This is a genomic window from Oricola sp., assembly GCF_022763245.1.
Classification (GTDB): Bacteria; Pseudomonadota; Alphaproteobacteria; order Rhizobiales; family Rhizobiaceae; genus Oricola.
This window is the reverse complement of record NZ_JALEGV010000041.1, coordinates 53,609-69,098: the sequence shown is the minus strand read 5'-3', so window position 1 is coordinate 69,098 and position 15,490 is coordinate 53,609. Positions and strand designations below refer to the sequence as shown.

18 protein-coding genes are annotated in these 15,490 nt (G+C 65.9%); 6 read left to right on the top strand and 12 right to left on the bottom strand.

All coding sequences use genetic code 11. The features are described from left to right. The first annotated feature begins 4 nt into the window (after nt 1-4). Entirely contained in the window at nt 5-3,226 is a 3,222-nt protein-coding gene (locus tag MRY80_RS20920; RefSeq protein ID WP_293294174.1) for an efflux RND transporter permease subunit, read from the top strand. An 89-nt stretch (nt 3,227-3,315) separates the two neighbouring features. On the opposite strand, the gene MRY80_RS20915 is transcribed toward MRY80_RS20920, so the two are convergent. Further along, nucleotides 3,316-3,756: a MarR family transcriptional regulator gene (locus MRY80_RS20915; protein ID WP_293293163.1), complete on the bottom strand. Its 441-nt coding sequence runs from the start codon at nt 3,754-3,756 to the stop codon at nt 3,316-3,318. 134 nt (nt 3,757-3,890) lie between these two features. Further along, nucleotides 3,891-4,925, bottom strand: a complete 1,035-nt coding sequence (locus tag MRY80_RS20910) for an aspartate-semialdehyde dehydrogenase (RefSeq protein WP_293293161.1) — start codon at nt 4,923-4,925, stop codon at nt 3,891-3,893. A 232-nt stretch (nt 4,926-5,157) separates the two neighbouring features. On the opposite strand from MRY80_RS20910, the gene MRY80_RS20905 reads away from it, so the two are divergent. Continuing rightward, on the top strand, nt 5,158-5,847 hold the full coding sequence (locus tag MRY80_RS20905) for a hypothetical protein (protein WP_293293158.1): 690 nt from the start codon (nt 5,158-5,160) through the stop codon (nt 5,845-5,847). 23 nt (nt 5,848-5,870) lie between these two features. Here MRY80_RS20905 and MRY80_RS20900 read toward each other — a convergent pair whose 3' ends face one another. The 5 genes from MRY80_RS20900 to MRY80_RS20880 form a co-directional block, all read right to left on the bottom strand. Continuing rightward, a complete protein-coding gene (locus MRY80_RS20900) occupies nt 5,871-6,482 on the bottom strand; it encodes a hypothetical protein (protein ID WP_293293155.1) in 612 nt (203 codons plus the stop codon). Nucleotides 6,483-6,486: 4 nt separating this feature from the next. Next, entirely contained in the window at nt 6,487-7,002 is a 516-nt protein-coding gene (locus tag MRY80_RS20895; RefSeq protein WP_293294172.1) for a GNAT family N-acetyltransferase, read from the bottom strand. After that, nucleotides 6,983-8,095, bottom strand: coding sequence for a 3-isopropylmalate dehydrogenase (gene leuB, locus MRY80_RS20890; RefSeq protein ID WP_293293153.1), 1,113 nt, complete (start codon nt 8,093-8,095; stop codon nt 6,983-6,985). The genes MRY80_RS20895 and leuB overlap by 20 nt, the downstream gene beginning before the upstream one ends. 87 nt (nt 8,096-8,182) lie before the next feature. Beyond that, nucleotides 8,183-8,566 carry a RidA family protein gene (locus tag MRY80_RS20885; protein ID WP_293293152.1) on the bottom strand — a complete coding sequence of 128 codons (384 nt, stop codon included), beginning with the start codon at nt 8,564-8,566 and terminating at the stop codon, nt 8,183-8,185. After that, the gene (locus tag MRY80_RS20880) at nt 8,563-9,069 is read right to left on the bottom strand and encodes a MarR family transcriptional regulator (RefSeq protein WP_293293150.1); all 507 of its coding nucleotides are present in this window, start codon (nt 9,067-9,069) and stop codon (nt 8,563-8,565) included. Before MRY80_RS20880 ends, MRY80_RS20885 begins: the two co-directional genes overlap by 4 nt. 45 nt (nt 9,070-9,114) lie before the next feature. Between MRY80_RS20880 and MRY80_RS20875 the strand changes: the two genes are divergently transcribed. Continuing rightward, nucleotides 9,115-10,017 carry an alpha/beta fold hydrolase gene (locus MRY80_RS20875; protein WP_293293149.1) on the top strand — a complete coding sequence of 301 codons (903 nt, stop codon included), beginning with the start codon at nt 9,115-9,117 and terminating at the stop codon, nt 10,015-10,017. Between the two features lie 41 nt (nt 10,018-10,058). Here MRY80_RS20875 and MRY80_RS20870 read toward each other — a convergent pair whose 3' ends face one another. The 4 genes from MRY80_RS20870 to MRY80_RS20855 all read right to left on the bottom strand — a co-directional run bounded on the left by MRY80_RS20870 (nt 10,059) and on the right by MRY80_RS20855 (nt 13,028). Beyond that, nucleotides 10,059-10,886 (bottom strand): hypothetical protein, encoded by an 828-nt coding sequence (locus MRY80_RS20870; RefSeq protein ID WP_293293147.1) that lies wholly within the window; start codon nt 10,884-10,886, stop codon nt 10,059-10,061. A gap of 13 nt (nt 10,887-10,899) precedes the next feature. Continuing rightward, complete coding sequence (locus MRY80_RS20865) at nt 10,900-11,136, bottom strand: DUF2798 domain-containing protein (protein ID WP_293293146.1); 237 nt, start codon at nt 11,134-11,136, stop codon at nt 10,900-10,902. A gap of 7 nt (nt 11,137-11,143) precedes the next feature. Further along, complete coding sequence (gene leuD / locus MRY80_RS20860; protein ID WP_293293145.1) at nt 11,144-11,749, bottom strand: 3-isopropylmalate dehydratase small subunit; 606 nt, start codon at nt 11,747-11,749, stop codon at nt 11,144-11,146. A 100-nt stretch (nt 11,750-11,849) separates the two neighbouring features. Then, nucleotides 11,850-13,028, bottom strand: coding sequence for an FAD-binding oxidoreductase (locus tag MRY80_RS20855; RefSeq protein WP_293293143.1), 1,179 nt, complete (start codon nt 13,026-13,028; stop codon nt 11,850-11,852). A 61-nt stretch (nt 13,029-13,089) separates the two neighbouring features. Here MRY80_RS20855 and MRY80_RS20850 point away from each other — a divergent pair, with 61 nt between their 5' ends. The 3 genes from MRY80_RS20850 to MRY80_RS20840 are packed head-to-tail and all read left to right on the top strand — an operon-like array spanning nt 13,090 to nt 14,895. Further along, nucleotides 13,090-13,974 (top strand): CoA ester lyase, encoded by an 885-nt coding sequence (locus tag MRY80_RS20850; RefSeq protein WP_293293142.1) that lies wholly within the window; start codon nt 13,090-13,092, stop codon nt 13,972-13,974. A 15-nt stretch (nt 13,975-13,989) separates the two neighbouring features. Continuing rightward, nucleotides 13,990-14,196, top strand: a complete 207-nt coding sequence (locus tag MRY80_RS20845) for a DUF1737 domain-containing protein (protein ID WP_293293140.1) — start codon at nt 13,990-13,992, stop codon at nt 14,194-14,196. 27 nt (nt 14,197-14,223) lie between these two features. Continuing rightward, nucleotides 14,224-14,895, top strand: coding sequence for a DUF1194 domain-containing protein (locus tag MRY80_RS20840; RefSeq protein WP_346433420.1), 672 nt, complete (start codon nt 14,224-14,226; stop codon nt 14,893-14,895). Between the two features lie 20 nt (nt 14,896-14,915). On the opposite strand, the gene MRY80_RS20835 is transcribed toward MRY80_RS20840, so the two are convergent. Then, nucleotides 14,916-15,338, bottom strand: a complete 423-nt coding sequence (locus MRY80_RS20835) for a metallopeptidase family protein (protein ID WP_293293138.1) — start codon at nt 15,336-15,338, stop codon at nt 14,916-14,918. Between the last annotated feature and the right edge of the window lie 152 nt (nt 15,339-15,490).

Genomic DNA, 15,490 nt, shown 5'->3' with positions numbered 1-15,490 from the left:
CATGATGGGTTTCCTCGGAGTTGCGGTGAAGAACGCGCGGCTGACGATCGTCACGCTGCTCTTCGTTCTCGTCGCCGGCGCGCTCGCCTACATCAACATCCCGAAAGAGGCCGAGCCGGACGTCCAGGTCGGCGTGGTCTATGTGAGCCTGCATCTGCGCGGCATTTCGCCGGAAGACGCGGAGCGCCTGCTGGTGCGGCCGGTCGAGACGCAGATCAAGAACATCAAGGGCATCAACACGATCACTTCCAACGCCTATCAGGGCGGTGGCAACGTGATCATCGAGTTCGAGCCCGACGCCGACATGTCGACGGCGCTGCAGGACGTGCGTTCCAAGGTGGACGACGCCAAGCAGGAATTCCCGGACGGCACGGACGAGCCCTCGGTCAACGAGGTCAACATCTCCGAATTCCCGATCCTGGTCGTCACCCTGTCGGGTCATGCGCCGGAGCGGGTGCTGACGCGCGCCGCCAAGGAATTGCGCGACCATATCGAGGAAGTCTCCGGCGTCCTGGAAGCGAACCTCCAGGGCTCGCGCGACGAGATGGTGGAAGTCATCATCGATCCGGTGAAGCTCTCCTCCTACAATCTGCAGCTCGACGCGCTGATCGGCGGCGTGGCCGCCAACAACCAGCTCGTTGCGGCCGGCACTCTGCAGGGCGAAGAGGGAAAATACGCCGTCAAGGTTCCGGCCCTGATCGAGACCGTCGAGGACATCGCCAACCTGCCGATCGCCGCCAGCGGAAACGCCGTGGTGCGCGCGCGTGATCTCGCGTCGATCCGCTCGACCTTCGAGGACGCGACCTCCATCGCGCGGCTGAACGGCAAGCCGGCGATCGCGATCGAGGTGTCGAAGCGCTCGGGCGCCAACCTGATCGAGACGATCGACGGGGTGAAGGCGGTGGCCGCCGAATTCGAGCCGCTGCTGCCGTCGGGCGTCGAGATCAGCTTCAGCCAGGACAAATCGACCGACATCCGCACGCTGCTCGAGGATCTTCAGAACTCGGTGCTGACGGCGGTGATCCTGGTGTTCATCGTCATCCTCTACTTCCTGGGCATCCGGTCCTCGATCCTGATCGGCCTGGCGATCCCGACCTCGTTCCTGATGGGCATTCTCGCCCTGTCGCTGGCCGGCTTCACGGTCAACATCGTGGTGCTGTTCAGCCTCATCCTCGCGGTGGGCATGCTGGTCGACGACGCGATCATCGTGACGGAATATGCCGAGCGGCGGATGACCGAGGGCATGGCCTCAGGCCCGGCCTTCGCCGAGGCCGCGCGGCGCATGTTCGGTCCGGTGGTGGTCGCCACGGCGACGCGTATCGCGGCCTTCTCGCCGCTCCTGTTCTGGCCCGGCATTGTCGGCGAGTTCATGGGCTACCTGCCGTTGACGCTGATTTTCACCCTTTCGGCCTCGATCCTCTACGCCCTGTTCTTCGCGCCGACGCTCGGCTCGATCTTCGGCAAGGCGACGGTCGAGGAGCGCGCGCCGGACGGGCTCTACATGGCGGTCGTCAAAAAGGCGGTGCGGTTCCCGATCGTCACGCTTTTGCTTGTCGTGGCGCTGATGGTGGCGATCGTGATCGCCTTCGGCAAATACAACAAGGGCACCGAGTTCTTCCCGAGCGTCGAGCCGGAATATGGCCTCGTCTATGTGCATGCGCGGGGCAACCTGTCGCTGGACGAACAGGACGCCGCCGTTCGCATCGTCGAGCAGCGCCTGCTCGGCTGGCCCGGAGTCGAGACGGTCTATGCGCGCGTCGGCGCGTCGTCGGGCGGTTCCGGCTTCGGCGGCTCGGTCGACGAGGACGTGATCGGCACGATTCAGTACGAGTTCGTCGACTGGCGCGAGCGCAAGGGCGCGAGCGAGATCCTGACCGATCTGCGCGGCGCCCTGACCGGGCTGCCCGGCATCGAGGCCGAGGTTTCGGTTCCCGAGGCCGGTCCGCCGCAGGGCAAGCCGATCCAGGTCGAATTGTCCGCAGACGATCCCGAAGGGCTCGACGACGCGGCCCGCACGGTTGCCGACTACCTGCGCTCGCAGCCCGAGATCATCGATCTTTCGGACGGCCTTCCGCCGCCGTCGATCGACTGGGAGCTCAAGGTCGACCGCACCGAAGCGGCCAAATATGGTATCGGCCCGAGTTCCGTCGGCACGGTCGTGCAGCTGGTGACCACAGGTCTGAAGCTGTCCGATTACCGCCCGGCGGGAACCGACGACGCGGTGGACATCCGCCTGCGCCTGCCGGAGGACCGTCGCACGCTGTCGATGCTCGACCAGTTGCGCATCGAGACCTCGCAGGGCGCGGTTCCGCTGTCGAACTTCGTCTCGCGTGAGCCGGCGCGCAGCCTCGGCACGCTGAAGCGGCTCGACACGACGCGGACCATCACGGTGCAGGCGAACCTCATCGAAGGCGTTCAGGACGCTGAGATGCAGGCGAAGGTCGCCGAGGCGTTGCCGACGCTCGGCCTGCCGGACAACATCCGCTGGAAGCTCGGCGGCTCCAACGAGGAAAGCGCCGAAGCCTCGGCCTTCCTCGGCAAGGCCTTCGGCGTGGCGATCTTCCTGATCTTCGCGTTGCTTCTCGCCCAGTTCAACAGGTTCACCTATGTGGCGCTGGTGCTGAGCGCGGTGGTCATGTCGACGGTCGGCGTGTTGCTCGGCCTTTTGATCATGCAGCAGCCCTTCGTGATCGTCATGACGGCGGTGGGCACGATCGCGCTGGCGGGCGTGGTGGTGAACAACAACATCGTGTTGATTGACACCTATGTGCATCTGCGGTCGGAAGGCTGGGACAAGCTCGAGGCGGTTCTTGAAACCTGCCGCGAGCGCGTGCGCCCGGTGATGCTGACGGCGGTGACCGCGATCCTCGGCGTGCTGCCGATCGCTTTCGGGATCAACCTGGCGATCATCAGCCACGAAGTGACGATGGGCGCGCCGTCGACGCAGTGGTGGATCGCCTTGTCGAGCGCCATCGTCTTCGGCCTGGCGTTCTCGACCATCCTGACGCTGGTGGTCACGCCGTCCGCGCTGATGCTGTTCACGCGCGACAATGCCTGGATCGCAGACGAGCGCAGCGTGCTCGCCAAGATCTTCCGGCGCGGCAGGAAGCCGGCGGTCAAGGTCGAGCCCGAGGACAAGCCCGACGAGGCCCCCGCGGCGCCCGAGCAATCGGACGGCGACGAGCGCTACGACAATGTGCGCGAGTTTCCGAAAGCGGCAGAATAAGGTAGTTCGGAAGGATCAGACAGGAAGGCCGGCGTGACGAGCGCCGGCCTTTTTCGTTTCGGGTGGCGGCACAGGCCGTCCGACGGCGTTCAGGCGAGTTTCAGGAGGTCGTCGCGCAGGCGCTGGGGATCGTCGATCTGGCTGTCGAGGTCCGCGTGGGTATCGCGCCAGATCGGATGGGCCTGCAGCAGAAGCTGTTCGCCGTCCTTGGTCAGTTTCAGCCGCCGGCTGCGGCGATCGTCGGCGTCCGGCCGGATCTCCACGAGGCCGCGACGCTCCAGCGGCTTGAGATTGGCGGTCAGCGTCGTCCGGTCGAGAGCGAGCAGACGGGCCACGTCCCCCATCACCGGCGCTTCCGGCCGGTTGAGCGACATCAGGATGGAAAACTGGCCGTTGGTCAGGCCGAGCGGGCGAAAGGCCTCGTCGAAACGACGGGCGACGGCACGCGCCGCGCGCTGCAGATGCAGGCACATGCAGGTGTCACGCACCTCGAGCGTCGATTCATACGGAAAATCCGAAACCTTTGACATCAACCTATTTTATTGATGTCGGCGCGATTTATCCAGCGCGCAACGTCCCGAAGGGCGTTTTGTCGCGGTCTTTCGCGTGAACTGCCCCGCACAATAGCCGGACGAAGCGTCGCTCCGTCCGGCTGAATCGTGGATCAGGCAGCTTGCTTTTTCGGCTCGATCAGGTGCCGGTTCACCAGCAATTCGGCGATCTGCACCGTGTTCAGCGCGGCGCCCTTGCGCAAATTGTCGGAGACGACCCAGATGTTGAGGCCGTTCTCCACCGTGGCATCCTCGCGGATGCGGCTGATATAGGTGGCGTCCTCGCCGGCGGATTCATAAGGCGTGATGTAGCCGCCGTCTTCCTGCTTGTCGATGACGATGCAGCCCGGCGCCTCGCGCAGGATGTCGCGTGCCTCGTCGGCCGTGATCGGGTTCTCGAACTCGATGTTGACCGCTTCGGAATGGCCGATGAAGACCGGCACGCGCACGGCGGTGCAGGTGACCTTGATCTTCGGGTCGAGCATCTTCTTGGTCTCGGCCAGCACCTTCCATTCCTCCTTCGTGTAGCCGTCTTCCATGAAGACGTCGATGTGGGGAATGACGTTGAAGGCGATGCGCTTGGTGAACTTCTTGGTCTCCATCTGGTCGGAGACGAAGACGGCGCGCGTCTGGGTGAAGAGCTCGTCCATGCCTTCCTTGCCGGCGCCGGAGACCGACTGGTAGGTCGACACGACGATGCGCTTGATCTTCGCGGCGTCATGCAGCGGCTTCAGCGCGACGACGAGCTGGGCGGTCGAGCAGTTGGGATTGGCGATGATGTTGCGCTTGGTGAAGCCCTCGATCGCGTCGGCGTTGACTTCCGGCACGATCAGCGGAACGTCGGAGTCGTAGCGCCAGGCGGAGGAATTGTCGATGACGACGCAGCCCTTGGCGGCGATCTTCGGCGACCATTCCTTGGAGACGTTGCCGCCCGCCGACATCAGGCAAATGTCGCAATCGGAGAAGTCGTAATTTTCCAGCGCCTGGACCTTGAGCGTCTTGTCGCCGAAGGAGACTTCCTGACCGATGGACCGGCGCGACGCCAGCGGCACGACGGTGTCGGCCGGGAATCCGCGTTCGGCGAGGATCTCGAGCATTTCGCGACCGACATTGCCGGTTGCGCCTGCGATGGCGATTGTGAAGCCCATGGCTCTTGTTCCTGCTCTTCTCTCCCCTTCGCTTGGCAAGCACCACTCATCCCGCCCCCGGGAGAGTGTGGGGCGGAGCGGTCAGAACGTCTTCGTGGTTTTCGACACAATGGTGCTCATGGTGGCCGTCTTATTATTCCGGAGTGTGCGAAAGTCAACATCATGGCGTTATCCGGGGCCGATAGGGTTGTTCCCGCCGGCGACGGGTCCGGCGTGACAAGGAGGAAACAGCATGCGCCTCGTGCTTGCGCTGGCGGCCGCAGCCGCCCTACTCACTGGTTTCGCGACCGTCGCGAAAGCCGACTACATCCAGTGCCCGCTTCAGCAGGCCCGCAGAACCATCACCGACCAGCTGCCGAACGGCTGGTGGACGACGCCGATCGTGGATCGCCTGTCGGACACCAAGGTCCGCGACATCGGCGGCAAGCCGGCGCTGATCTGCTATTACGGCGCGTCGGGCAGCGTGCAGCGCGAAGCGCCGGGCCGCCAGGTGTGCCAGGCCGTGCGCGGCGGCTTCAATTGCGAGCGCCGTCCGGGTCCGGGCGGCGGCGGCCAGCCGGGTCGTCCGCAGACCTATTCCACCGGCGGGATCGACGTCCCCCAGACCTTCATGTTCGATCTCGATCGCGGCGCGGTCGCGCGCCAGGGAGCCGATTTCTGGTTCCAGGCCGAAACCCGCGCCCTGCTCTATCTGGTGCCGCAGAACGGTGCCCAGATCGGGGTCGGCGATCGCTCAGCGCGCGGTTACGACGGCTGCTCGCGGGCCCGGATGACACGCAATCGCGTTTCGCTCAGCGACCTTCCGGTCGGCAGCTACATCTGCGTGCGAACCAATGAGGGTCGCGTCTCGCAGTTCCGCGTCAACGCGCTGACGCAGCGTTCGCCGAAGACATTGTCGATCGGCTACACGACCTGGCGCTGATCCGACATGGCGCGCGCCGAAGCCTAATCGGTTTCGGCGCGTCGCCTGATGTTCCACAATTGCCTTTGCTGCATGATGAAATGCACCGGCGCGGCGATCAGCCGGGCGAGCCGGGCCGGAAATTGCACGGTGCCGAGCAAAGGCAGATCCATCTCCAGCCAGCCGAGCCGGGCGCGCACATGGATGCGCGTCCCTTTTGTCGTCGGCGTCAGCATCCACGTCCAATTGGAACGGTCAAAGGATCGCCGCCAAGCGGCGGTCCCGGTCTCGCCTTGCGGCCCCTGCGGCCCGGGCACCGAGAGGACGAGGAAGCGCTCGGCCTCGAACTCCGTCAGGATGAAACAGTCGGTGACGGCGGGCAGCGCCGGGAAGACGCTGCCGAGCGCGATATCCGTCAGGGAGGGATCGATGGCGCGCAGGCTGCGGTGGCCGCGATTGTCGAGGATGTCGTAGGAGTACCAGCCGGCTTTCGGCCAGGCGCCCATCTGGGCGAGCCAGGGCCACACCGCTTCGGGCGGGGCCGCCACGTCGAGGGCGTGATCGAGGCTGACGAGAGGGTTGGCGATCTCGGCGTCGCCGGGCAGGGCGGCGGAGCGTTCTTCTCTCGTGGCCCGGCAGAAAAACGCGTCGAACACGGCGCTATTCCCCTTGGTGATCCTCTCCGGCCAGCCGCCTGAGGCTTGCCGTCTCGAAACGCAGGGCGATCTTCTGCTTCTGCACCGTGGCGCCCGCGCGTTCGTAGAAGCGAATGCCCGCATCATTGTCGACGGCGGTGGTCAGATCAATGCGTTCGATGTCCTGATCGACGCAGTAACGGGCAATGAAGGCCAGGAGCCGGTGGCCGATACCGTGGCCGCGCGCCTCGGAGGAAACGAACAGCTCCTTCATGTAAAGCGCGGCGCAAAGGCCCATTCCCGGCGGCGTGACGGCGACGCTGGCATAGCCGGCCGGTGCGCCGTCGACATGTGCGATCACAAAAAGCGCGTGGCCGGGCTTCTGCGCCAGCCAGTCCGCGACGGCCGCCTCGATCGCGGCCGCCGGCGCCGGTTCTTCGCCGTAATGGCGCTTCGTCTGCAAGACGAGCTCGGCGATCGCGGCACGATCGCCGGGGCCGGCCCAGCGGATTTCGACGTCCTCAGGCGTCTCCGGCGACATAGGCTTCAAGAACCGCGTCGCCCATTTCGCCGGTCGTCACCTTCGTGCACCCGTCCGACATGATGTCGCCGGTGCGCAGGCCCTTGTCGAGCACGGCGGAGATCGCCTTTTCGAGCCGATCGGCCTCGGCGATCATGTTGAACGAGTAGCGCAGACACATGGCGAAGGAGGCGATCATGGCGATCGGGTTGGCGATGCCCTGGCCGGCGATGTCCGGCGCGGAGCCGTGCACTGGCTCGTAGAGCGCCTTGCGCTTGCCCGTCACCGGATCCGGCGCGCCGAGCGAGGCCGACGGCAGCATGCCGAGCGAGCCGGTCAGCATGGCGGCTACGTCGGAGAGCATGTCGCCGAAGAGGTTGTCGGTGACGATGACGTCGAACTGCTTCGGCCAGCGCACGAGCTGCATGCCGCCGGCGTCGGCCAGCATGTGGGTCAGTTCGACGTCGGAATATTTCGCCTTGTGGGTCTCGGCGACGACGTCCTTCCACAACACGCCCGACTTCATGACGTTGTGCTTTTCCATCGAGCAGACCTTGTTGGCGCGGGTGCGCGCCAGTTCGAAGGCGACGCCTGCGATGCGCTCGATCTCGAAGGTGTCGTAGACCTGCGTGTCGATGCCGCGCTTTTGGCCGTTGCCCAGATCGATGATCTCCTTCGGCTCGCCGAAATAGACGCCGCCCGTCAGTTCGCGCACGATCAGGATGTCGAGGCCTTCGACGACTTCCGGCTTCAGCGAGGAAGAGGCGGCGAGCGCGGGATAGCAGATCGCCGGACGCAGATTGGCGAAGAGCGACATGTCCTTGCGCAGGCGCAGCAGGCCGGCTTCCGGGCGCACCTCGTAGGGCACGCCGTCCCATTTCGGTCCGCCGACGGCGCCGAACAGCACCGCGTCGGCGGCCATCGCCTTTTCCATGTCCCCTTCGGAGATCGCCTGGCCGTGGGCGTCATAGGCCGAACCGCCGACGAGACCCTCGTCGGTGACGAAGCCGGCGCCTTCGGCCCCGTTCATGTGGTCGATTAGCTTGCGGACTTCGGCCATCGCCTCCGGGCCGATGCCGTCGCCGGGAAGCAGGAAAAGGGAACGCGTGGTCATGGGCGGAATTCCGATCAGTTGAAATGTCGGATGAGGGCATAGAGCCTGTCCGGCGCGAATTCAACCACGCCGCGCGTCAAGGCGGTCTCAGCCGCGAAACGCCGTCACCTCGATCTCGATCTTCATCTCCGGGCGGATCAGCCCGGCGACGACCATGGTGGCGGCGGGGCGGATGCCTTCGAAATAGCGTCCGAGGATCGGGAAGACGATGTCCGCAAAGGCTGCGTCGGTGACCGTGTATTGCGCCCGCACGACGTCGGCGCGCGAAAACCCGGCCTCGTCGAGCGCCCGGTCGATCGTCTTGAGAACGTTGTCGGCCTGGGTCTCGACGTCGTCGGGCATCTGCATCGTCTCGTAGTCGTAGCCGGTGGTGCCGGAGACGAAACACCAGTCGCCCCTGACGACCGCGCGCGAATAGCCGGCGGTCACCTCGAAGGGGGATCCGGTGGAGATGAGGCGTCGTTCGCTCATGGGAGGTCGTCCTTCAGGTCGGTCGCCACGTCGGGCCGGGTTTCGGTGAGATGGGCGGCGATGCGCCGCATGGCGTCGCCGACGAGCTCGCATTCTTCCGGCGTCGACAGCGACATGATGGTCTCCACCACCTCGGTCTGGATCGCGATCGCGCGATCGGCCAGCGCGCGGCCCTTTTGCGTCAGGTACAGGCACAGCACCCGGCGGTCGGCCGCATCGGGGCGGCGTTCGATCAGGTCGCGCTTTTCGAGCTGCGGCAGCAGCATCGTCACGTTGGACCGGCCGACCAGGAGTTTGCGGGCGAGATCCTGCTGGCTGATCCCCTCGGTGCGGACGAGATTGACCAGGATGTCGAGATGCGGCGTCTTCAGGTCGAGGGGCTTGAGGCGGCGCTGCAATTCCTGCTGGACGAGGTGGCAGGCCCGGGCCACCGCGATCCAGTTGCGGAAGCGGGGGTTGTCCCACATGGCGGGTGGCGCGTCAGGCGCTTGTGTTTTGTTCATGGTTGTACTATTTTGTTCAAGGTTGAACATAAAGGACGTGTCGCGATGTTGCACGCAAGACGCTCGATTGCAAAGGGCCTGATCACATTCGCCGGCACGCGCTGGCCGAAGACCACCGGAGATTTCGCCTTTCGCGTTTTCACTCGCGTGCCCCGCAGGGCGGACAAGGGGACCGCCGGACACGGCATGCCGGACGGCGTGCAGCCGGCGACGCTGGCCACTTCGGGCGGCGCCGTCGCGACATGGTCTTATCCGGCCGAAAATCCGACGGGCCGGCGCGCGCTGCTGGTGCATGGCTGGAATTCCCGGTCACGCCACATGATGACGCTCGCCCGTGCGCTCAACGCGGCCGGCATCGACGTGGTGCTTCTCGACCTGCCGGGCCATGGCGCCTCGGGCGGCCGGCACCTGCATATGGGCAAGGGGATCGCCGCCGTGGATGCGGCGTGGCGGCATCACGGGCCGTTCGACGTGTTCGTGGGGCATTCCTTCGGCGGCGCGGTCGCGCTCAACGCGGCGCTCGGCACCTCCATGTGCATTCCGGCACGGCGCCCGAAAGGGCTCGTCCTGCTGGCGCCGCCGAACTCCCTGCCGGCGCTATTTCGCGGCTTCGGCCGCATGGCGGGCCTGCCCGCCGCGGCGCAGGCGGCCCTGGAGGACAAGGTCTTCCAGCTTCTCGGCCGTCCGCTCAGCCTGTTCGTCGCTTCCGACCAGTTGAAGGAATGGACCGGTCCGACGCTGGTCGTCCACGACATGGATGACAGGGACGTGCTCTATTCCGACGCCTTGCGGATGGCCAAGGCGGGCCGGCATGTCCATCTGCACACGACGAGCGGCCTCGGGCACCGGCGCATCCTCAAGGATGCCGGCGTGTCCTCGGCGGTCACCGCCTTCGCGCTGTCGGCCGGTGAAAGCCCTGTCGCGGTCGCTGCCTGCGAGGTCGCCTGACGGACATATTCCGTAATCACTAACTTACGGAGAAATTTCGGTCAGAGCGGCCCAAGCGAATGCAACGCGTCGAGCGCGGCTTCCGGCCATTCGGCCCTGGCGGGCCAGAGGACCGTTTCCTGGCCGCGTTGCTGGGCGAACCACGCGGTCTGACGGTTGAAATCGACGACGAGCAGGGAATCGGCTCCGCCGCAATCATGCGGCACGCAGCCTCTTGCCGCGTAGAAACTGTCGCCGATGGGCTCCATGTCGGTCGAGACCCGCAGGCCGAGCGCGTAGTCGTACAACTCCTCGCCGAGCATGGCGCTGGCGTTCTCCAGGAAGGCGGCATTGGAGAAATAGTCGATCGGATGGGCGATCGGCTCCTTGGCGAGATCCGCCCAGGCGGTGTCGGGCTCCGCCGCGAAGCGCAGCACGCCGGCCATGCCGAAGCCGTCGGTCGGCGACCAGCTGGTGATCGGCAGTTCCTCGCCCGGTCCCACCCAAGGGACGAACAGGATGCGGAAGTCGGAGACGGCCGGCGTCGCGTTGGGGCAGTCGCCGCCGAACTTGTCGGCCTTCACCCCGCCTTCGCCGTCCGGCCAGACCATCAGCGTTCCCGGCGCGCAGGCATTGCCGCCGTCGCCGAGCGACAGAAGCGCCACCTCGTAATCCTCCACTGTCACGACCCGGTCGAAGAAGGCGAAGTAGTCGCGGCCGATCTCGCGGCCGTTGAAGGTGACCACCTTCAGGTAGTCGGCGTTTTCGGTGATCTCGATCACGCCGCCGGCAAAGGGATATTGCTGCGGCGCCTGTTCCTGTGCCTGTGCAGGCGTTGCGAGCGCGGCGGCGAGAATGAAGGCCGCCGACAACCGATTGTGCGCACGCATTCGCGTTCTCCGTTCAGTCCGGTTTCACGATCCGTCCGAGAATATTGCGCACGATCGGGGCGACGACAAGAACAGAAGGGAAGGCCAGGGCCCAGGAGGAGAGCCAGGCCTTGAACCACAGGAAGGCGAAATCCGGCACGAGGCCGAGCGCCAGGGCGGTCGCCACGCCCGAGACGATGCCCGACATCAGGCCGGACAGAAGCAGGCCGAAAGCGATGAACTCCAGCCGTTTGGGAATGAATGGCGTCAAGGCGCGATCAGGACCAGGGGCGGCTTTCGGCGAGGCCGGCCTCGTAGGTGTCGATCTTGGCCGACTTGGCGAGCGTCAGGCCGATGTCGTCGAGACCGTTCAGAAGGCAGTGCTTCTTGAAGGCGTCGATTTCGAACTTGACCACGCCGCCATCCGGGCCGCGCACTTCCTGCGCTTCCAGGTCGACGGAGAGCGTCGCGTTGGAGCCGCGCTCGGCATCGTCCATCAGCTTGTCCAGGTCTTCCTGGCTGACGATGATCGGCAGGATGCCGTTCTTGAAGCAGTTGTTGTAGAAGATGTCGGCGAACGAGGTGGAGATCACGCAGCGGATGCCGAAATCGAGCAGCGCCCAGGGCGCGTGCTCGCGCGAGGAACCGCAGCCGAAATTGTCGCCCGCGACCAGGATCTTCGCTTCGCGATAGGCCGGCTTGTTGAGCACGAAATCCGGATTGTCGCCGCCCTGCTCGTCGTAACGCATCTCCGCGAACAGGCCGGTGCCCAGCCCGGTGCGCTTGATCGTCTTCAGATAGTCCTTGGGGATGATCATGTCGGTGTCGACATTGACGATCGGCAGGGGCGCGGCAACGCCCGTCAGCGTGGTGAACTTGTCCATGGTGACCGCTTTCGTTCGGAAGTCTTTCGCAGGCCCTTAGCAAAGCGCGGCGCAAAAATGAAGCGCCACGGGTGCGCGCCGCGAGAAATGTCGTCTCCGCTCAGATGACGTTGCGTTCGGCGAAGGCTCGGCCGGCTGCGACGCGCGCTGGCGAAAAGGCCGTGCAGTCGGTCGAGCGGTATTCGCCGAACAGCATTAGTTCGGCCAGCGCCTCGCCTGCGGCGGGCGCCTGCTGGACGCCGTGGCCCGAGAAGCCGGTGACGGCGAAAAATCCGTCGACGCCGGGAACGGGCCCGATGAGCGCGTTGCAGTCGAAGCTGTTGTAGTCGTAATGGCCGGCCCAGGCCGATTGCAGCTTCAGCGTTTCGAAGGCCGGGATGCGGGCGGCGAGCAGCGGCCAGATGCGGTCCTCGAAGAGGGACCAGTCGGGGTCGAAATCGTCCGGATCGGCCGCGCCGTCGGCCTGCGGGTCGGGCGAGATGCCGGTGATGTACCCGTCGCCCTCGGGCCGGACATAGAGGCCGCTCGGATCGACCGTCAGCGGCATGTCGGGGAAGCGGTCGGGGGCGTGGAAGAAGAAGACGCTGCGCTTGCGCGGTTCGACGGGCAGATGGCAGCCTGCCATGCGCGCCACCGCCCCGGAGGACGGACCGGCGGCGATGACGACGCTGTCGCAAGCATGACGGATGCCATCGGCGAGTTCGATGCCTGTCACCTTGCCGCTCCGGGTGGCGATGCCGGAGACATCGCCCCGGACGAGGGTGACGCGCGGATCGTCCTTCAGGGCGCTCCGGAAGGCGGCGAGCAACGCCATGGCGTCGAACCAGCCCTCGTTGGAAAGACCGAGCGATCCGGCCGCGACGCCTTCGGTGTCGAGCCAGCGGAAGCGCTCCGCCAGCGCCGCCGGATCGAGCAGCGCGACATCGGCGTTGCAGGCCTTCTGGACGGCATGGTTGGCCGCAAGCGTTTCGCGGCCGGCCTCGCTTGCCAGCAGCAGGTAGCCGTTCTCGCGAAAGCCGATGTCGGTCGGCGCGCCGAAACGGGCCGACGCGGTGCGCAGGAAATCCAGCGTGCGCATCGACAGGGCGATGTTTTCGGCGAGCGAGAATTGCTGGCGTATGCCCGAGGCGGAAAGGGCGGTCGCCGCCCGCGCGAAGCCGGGATCGCGCTCGACGAGCAGTATCGGCCCCTCATGGCCAAGCCGGGCGAGATGCCACGCCGTCGCCGCGCCGGCCAGCGCGCCGCCGATGATCGCCACCGTGCCTTTTCGGTCCGCCATGCCGCCAATCTCCGATCCATGACACTTGCGGGTTCGGGCGCGATGTTGTCAAACGCTTCCCATGTCAGCCCGTCCGCTCCGCCCCCGCCGCTCCGTCCTCTACGTGCCCGCCGTCAACGAGAAGGCGGTCGCCAAGTCCGGAACGCTGGCCTGCGACACGGTGATCTACGACCTGGAGGATTCCGTCGCGCCGGCGGCCAAGGAAGAGGCGCGCGAGCGGCTGCGCGACCACTTCAAGGCGCATCGCGAGGCGCGGCAGGAACGGGTCATCCGCATCAATGCGCTTTCGAGCGAGGCCGGGCCGGAGGATCTGCTGGCGGCGCGGGCCTGCAAGCCGGACGCGATCCTCATTCCCAAGATCGACGTGCCGCGCGACATCGGCGACGTCGCCGACATGCTGGCGGAGACCGACGCCGCCGACACCATCCGGCTCTGGGCGATGATGGAGACGCCGAAGGCGATCCTCAACGCCGCCAAGATCGCCGAATGGGGCGAGACGCCGGGCTCCCGGCTCGACTGTCTCGTCGTCGGCGCCAACGACCTCGCCAAGGATCTGCGCCTGCCCGGCGCGGCCGACCGAGCCGTGCTGCGGCCGTTGATGACGCAGCTCGTCGTCGCCGCGCGCGCCTTCGGGCTCGACATCATCGACGCCGTCTTCAACGCGTTTCGCGACGAGGCGGGCTTTGCCGCCGAATGCGCCGAGGCGGCCGGGATGGGCTTCGACGGCAAGACACTGATCCATCCGCTGCAGATCGAGGTGGCCAACCGCACCTTCGGCGTTTCTCCCGAGCGGGAGGCGGTCGCCCAGTCCATCGTCGCGGCCTTCGACCTGCCGGAAAACCGCGACGCCGGCGTGATCGGGCTTGACGGACGCATGGTCGAGCGCTTGCATCTGGAGGACGCGCGCCGCACGCTCGCGCTTGCCGCGATGCAGCGCGCAGATTGAGAGGACACGACGTCGATGCAGCTTTATCGCCTGTTGACCGGCCCCGATGACGCAACCTTCTGCCACAGGGTGACCGACGCCTTGAACAAGGGCTGGTCGCTGCACGGTTCGCCCTCCTATTCCTTCGATGCCGACACCCATGCCATGCGCTGCGCGCAGGCGGTGGTGAAGACCGTGGAGGGCAAGGAGTATCACCCGCTGATGAAACTCGGCGAACAGTAGGGCAAGGCTATCCGGGCCGCCGCACTCATCGCCTTTCTCCTGCTGGCCGGCCTTCCTCGGTCCGCCGCGGCCCAGACGTCCTGCACCGTTTCGCTGGTTCTGGCGATCGACGTTTCCTCCAGCGTCAATGCATCCGAATTCGACCTGCAGATGCGCGGGCTGGCGCGGGCGCTGCGCGATCCGTCGATCATCGGCGCGATCGTCGGGTCGGGCGGCGTGCAGGCCATGGCCTTCGAATGGAGCGGCAGGTACCAGCAGGTCGAGATCGTCCCGTGGACGCTTCTGTCGACCGAGATCGACGTCTTCGCCTTCGCCAGCCTGATCGAATCGCATGCGCGCGGCCATGACGAGTTTCCGACGGCGCTCGGCTACGCGCTCGGCCATGCGGCGGTCCGCTTCGCGCATGCCCCGCTGCGCTGCGCGCGCAAGGTCGTCGACGTGTCCGGCGACGGCGTCAACAACGAGGGCTTCGAGCCGTCCAGCGCCTACGCGAATTTCGAATTCGCGGGCGTGACGGTGAACGGGCTGGTCATTGCCGGGGAAAGGCCCGATCCGGTCGCCTATTACCGCGAGCAGGTCATTCGCGGGCCGGGCTCCTTTGTCGAGGTGGCGCGCGATTTCGACGATTACGAAGCGGCGATGAAGCGCAAGTTGCTGCGCGAGATCAACGGCTCCGCGCTGAGCTACCTGTCGAAATAGCGGTTTCGCGGTTGCGGCGCCTACTCGGCGGCTTCCTCGATGCGCTCCATGTCGGCATCCGACAGGCCGAAATGATGGCCGAGCTCGTGGATCAGCACATGGGTGATGATGTCGTTGAGCGTTTCCTCGTTCTCCGACCAGTAGTCGAGAATGGCGCGGCGGTAGAGGGTGATGCGATTGGGATGCTCGCCGGTTCCCGGCGTCCAGCGTTCCGCCACGCCGCGGCCCTCGAACAGGCCGAGCAGGTCGAACGGCGTTTCCAGCCCGAGATCGTCGCTGATCTCGTCGGTCGGGAAATCGGCGACGAGGATCTGCACGTCGGACGTGAGCGCGCGGAATTCCCCCGGCAGGTGGGCGTAGGCCGTCCGGGCGATGGATTCGATGGTGGCGAGATCGGGCGAGAGCCGGTTGGCCCAGTCGCCGCTCTGGTCGGTGCGGTCCATGGTGTCTTCGTCGTCGTTTCGCGCCCTCTATATAGCGTCTTTGAAATTGGCGCGAGGGGGACGTCGGATCAGGCTTTCGAGGCCTTTCAACGGCATGATTCGATTTGTGCGTCGCAGCGATTTGTGAAACGCTTGGGGGCCGCAAACAGGGG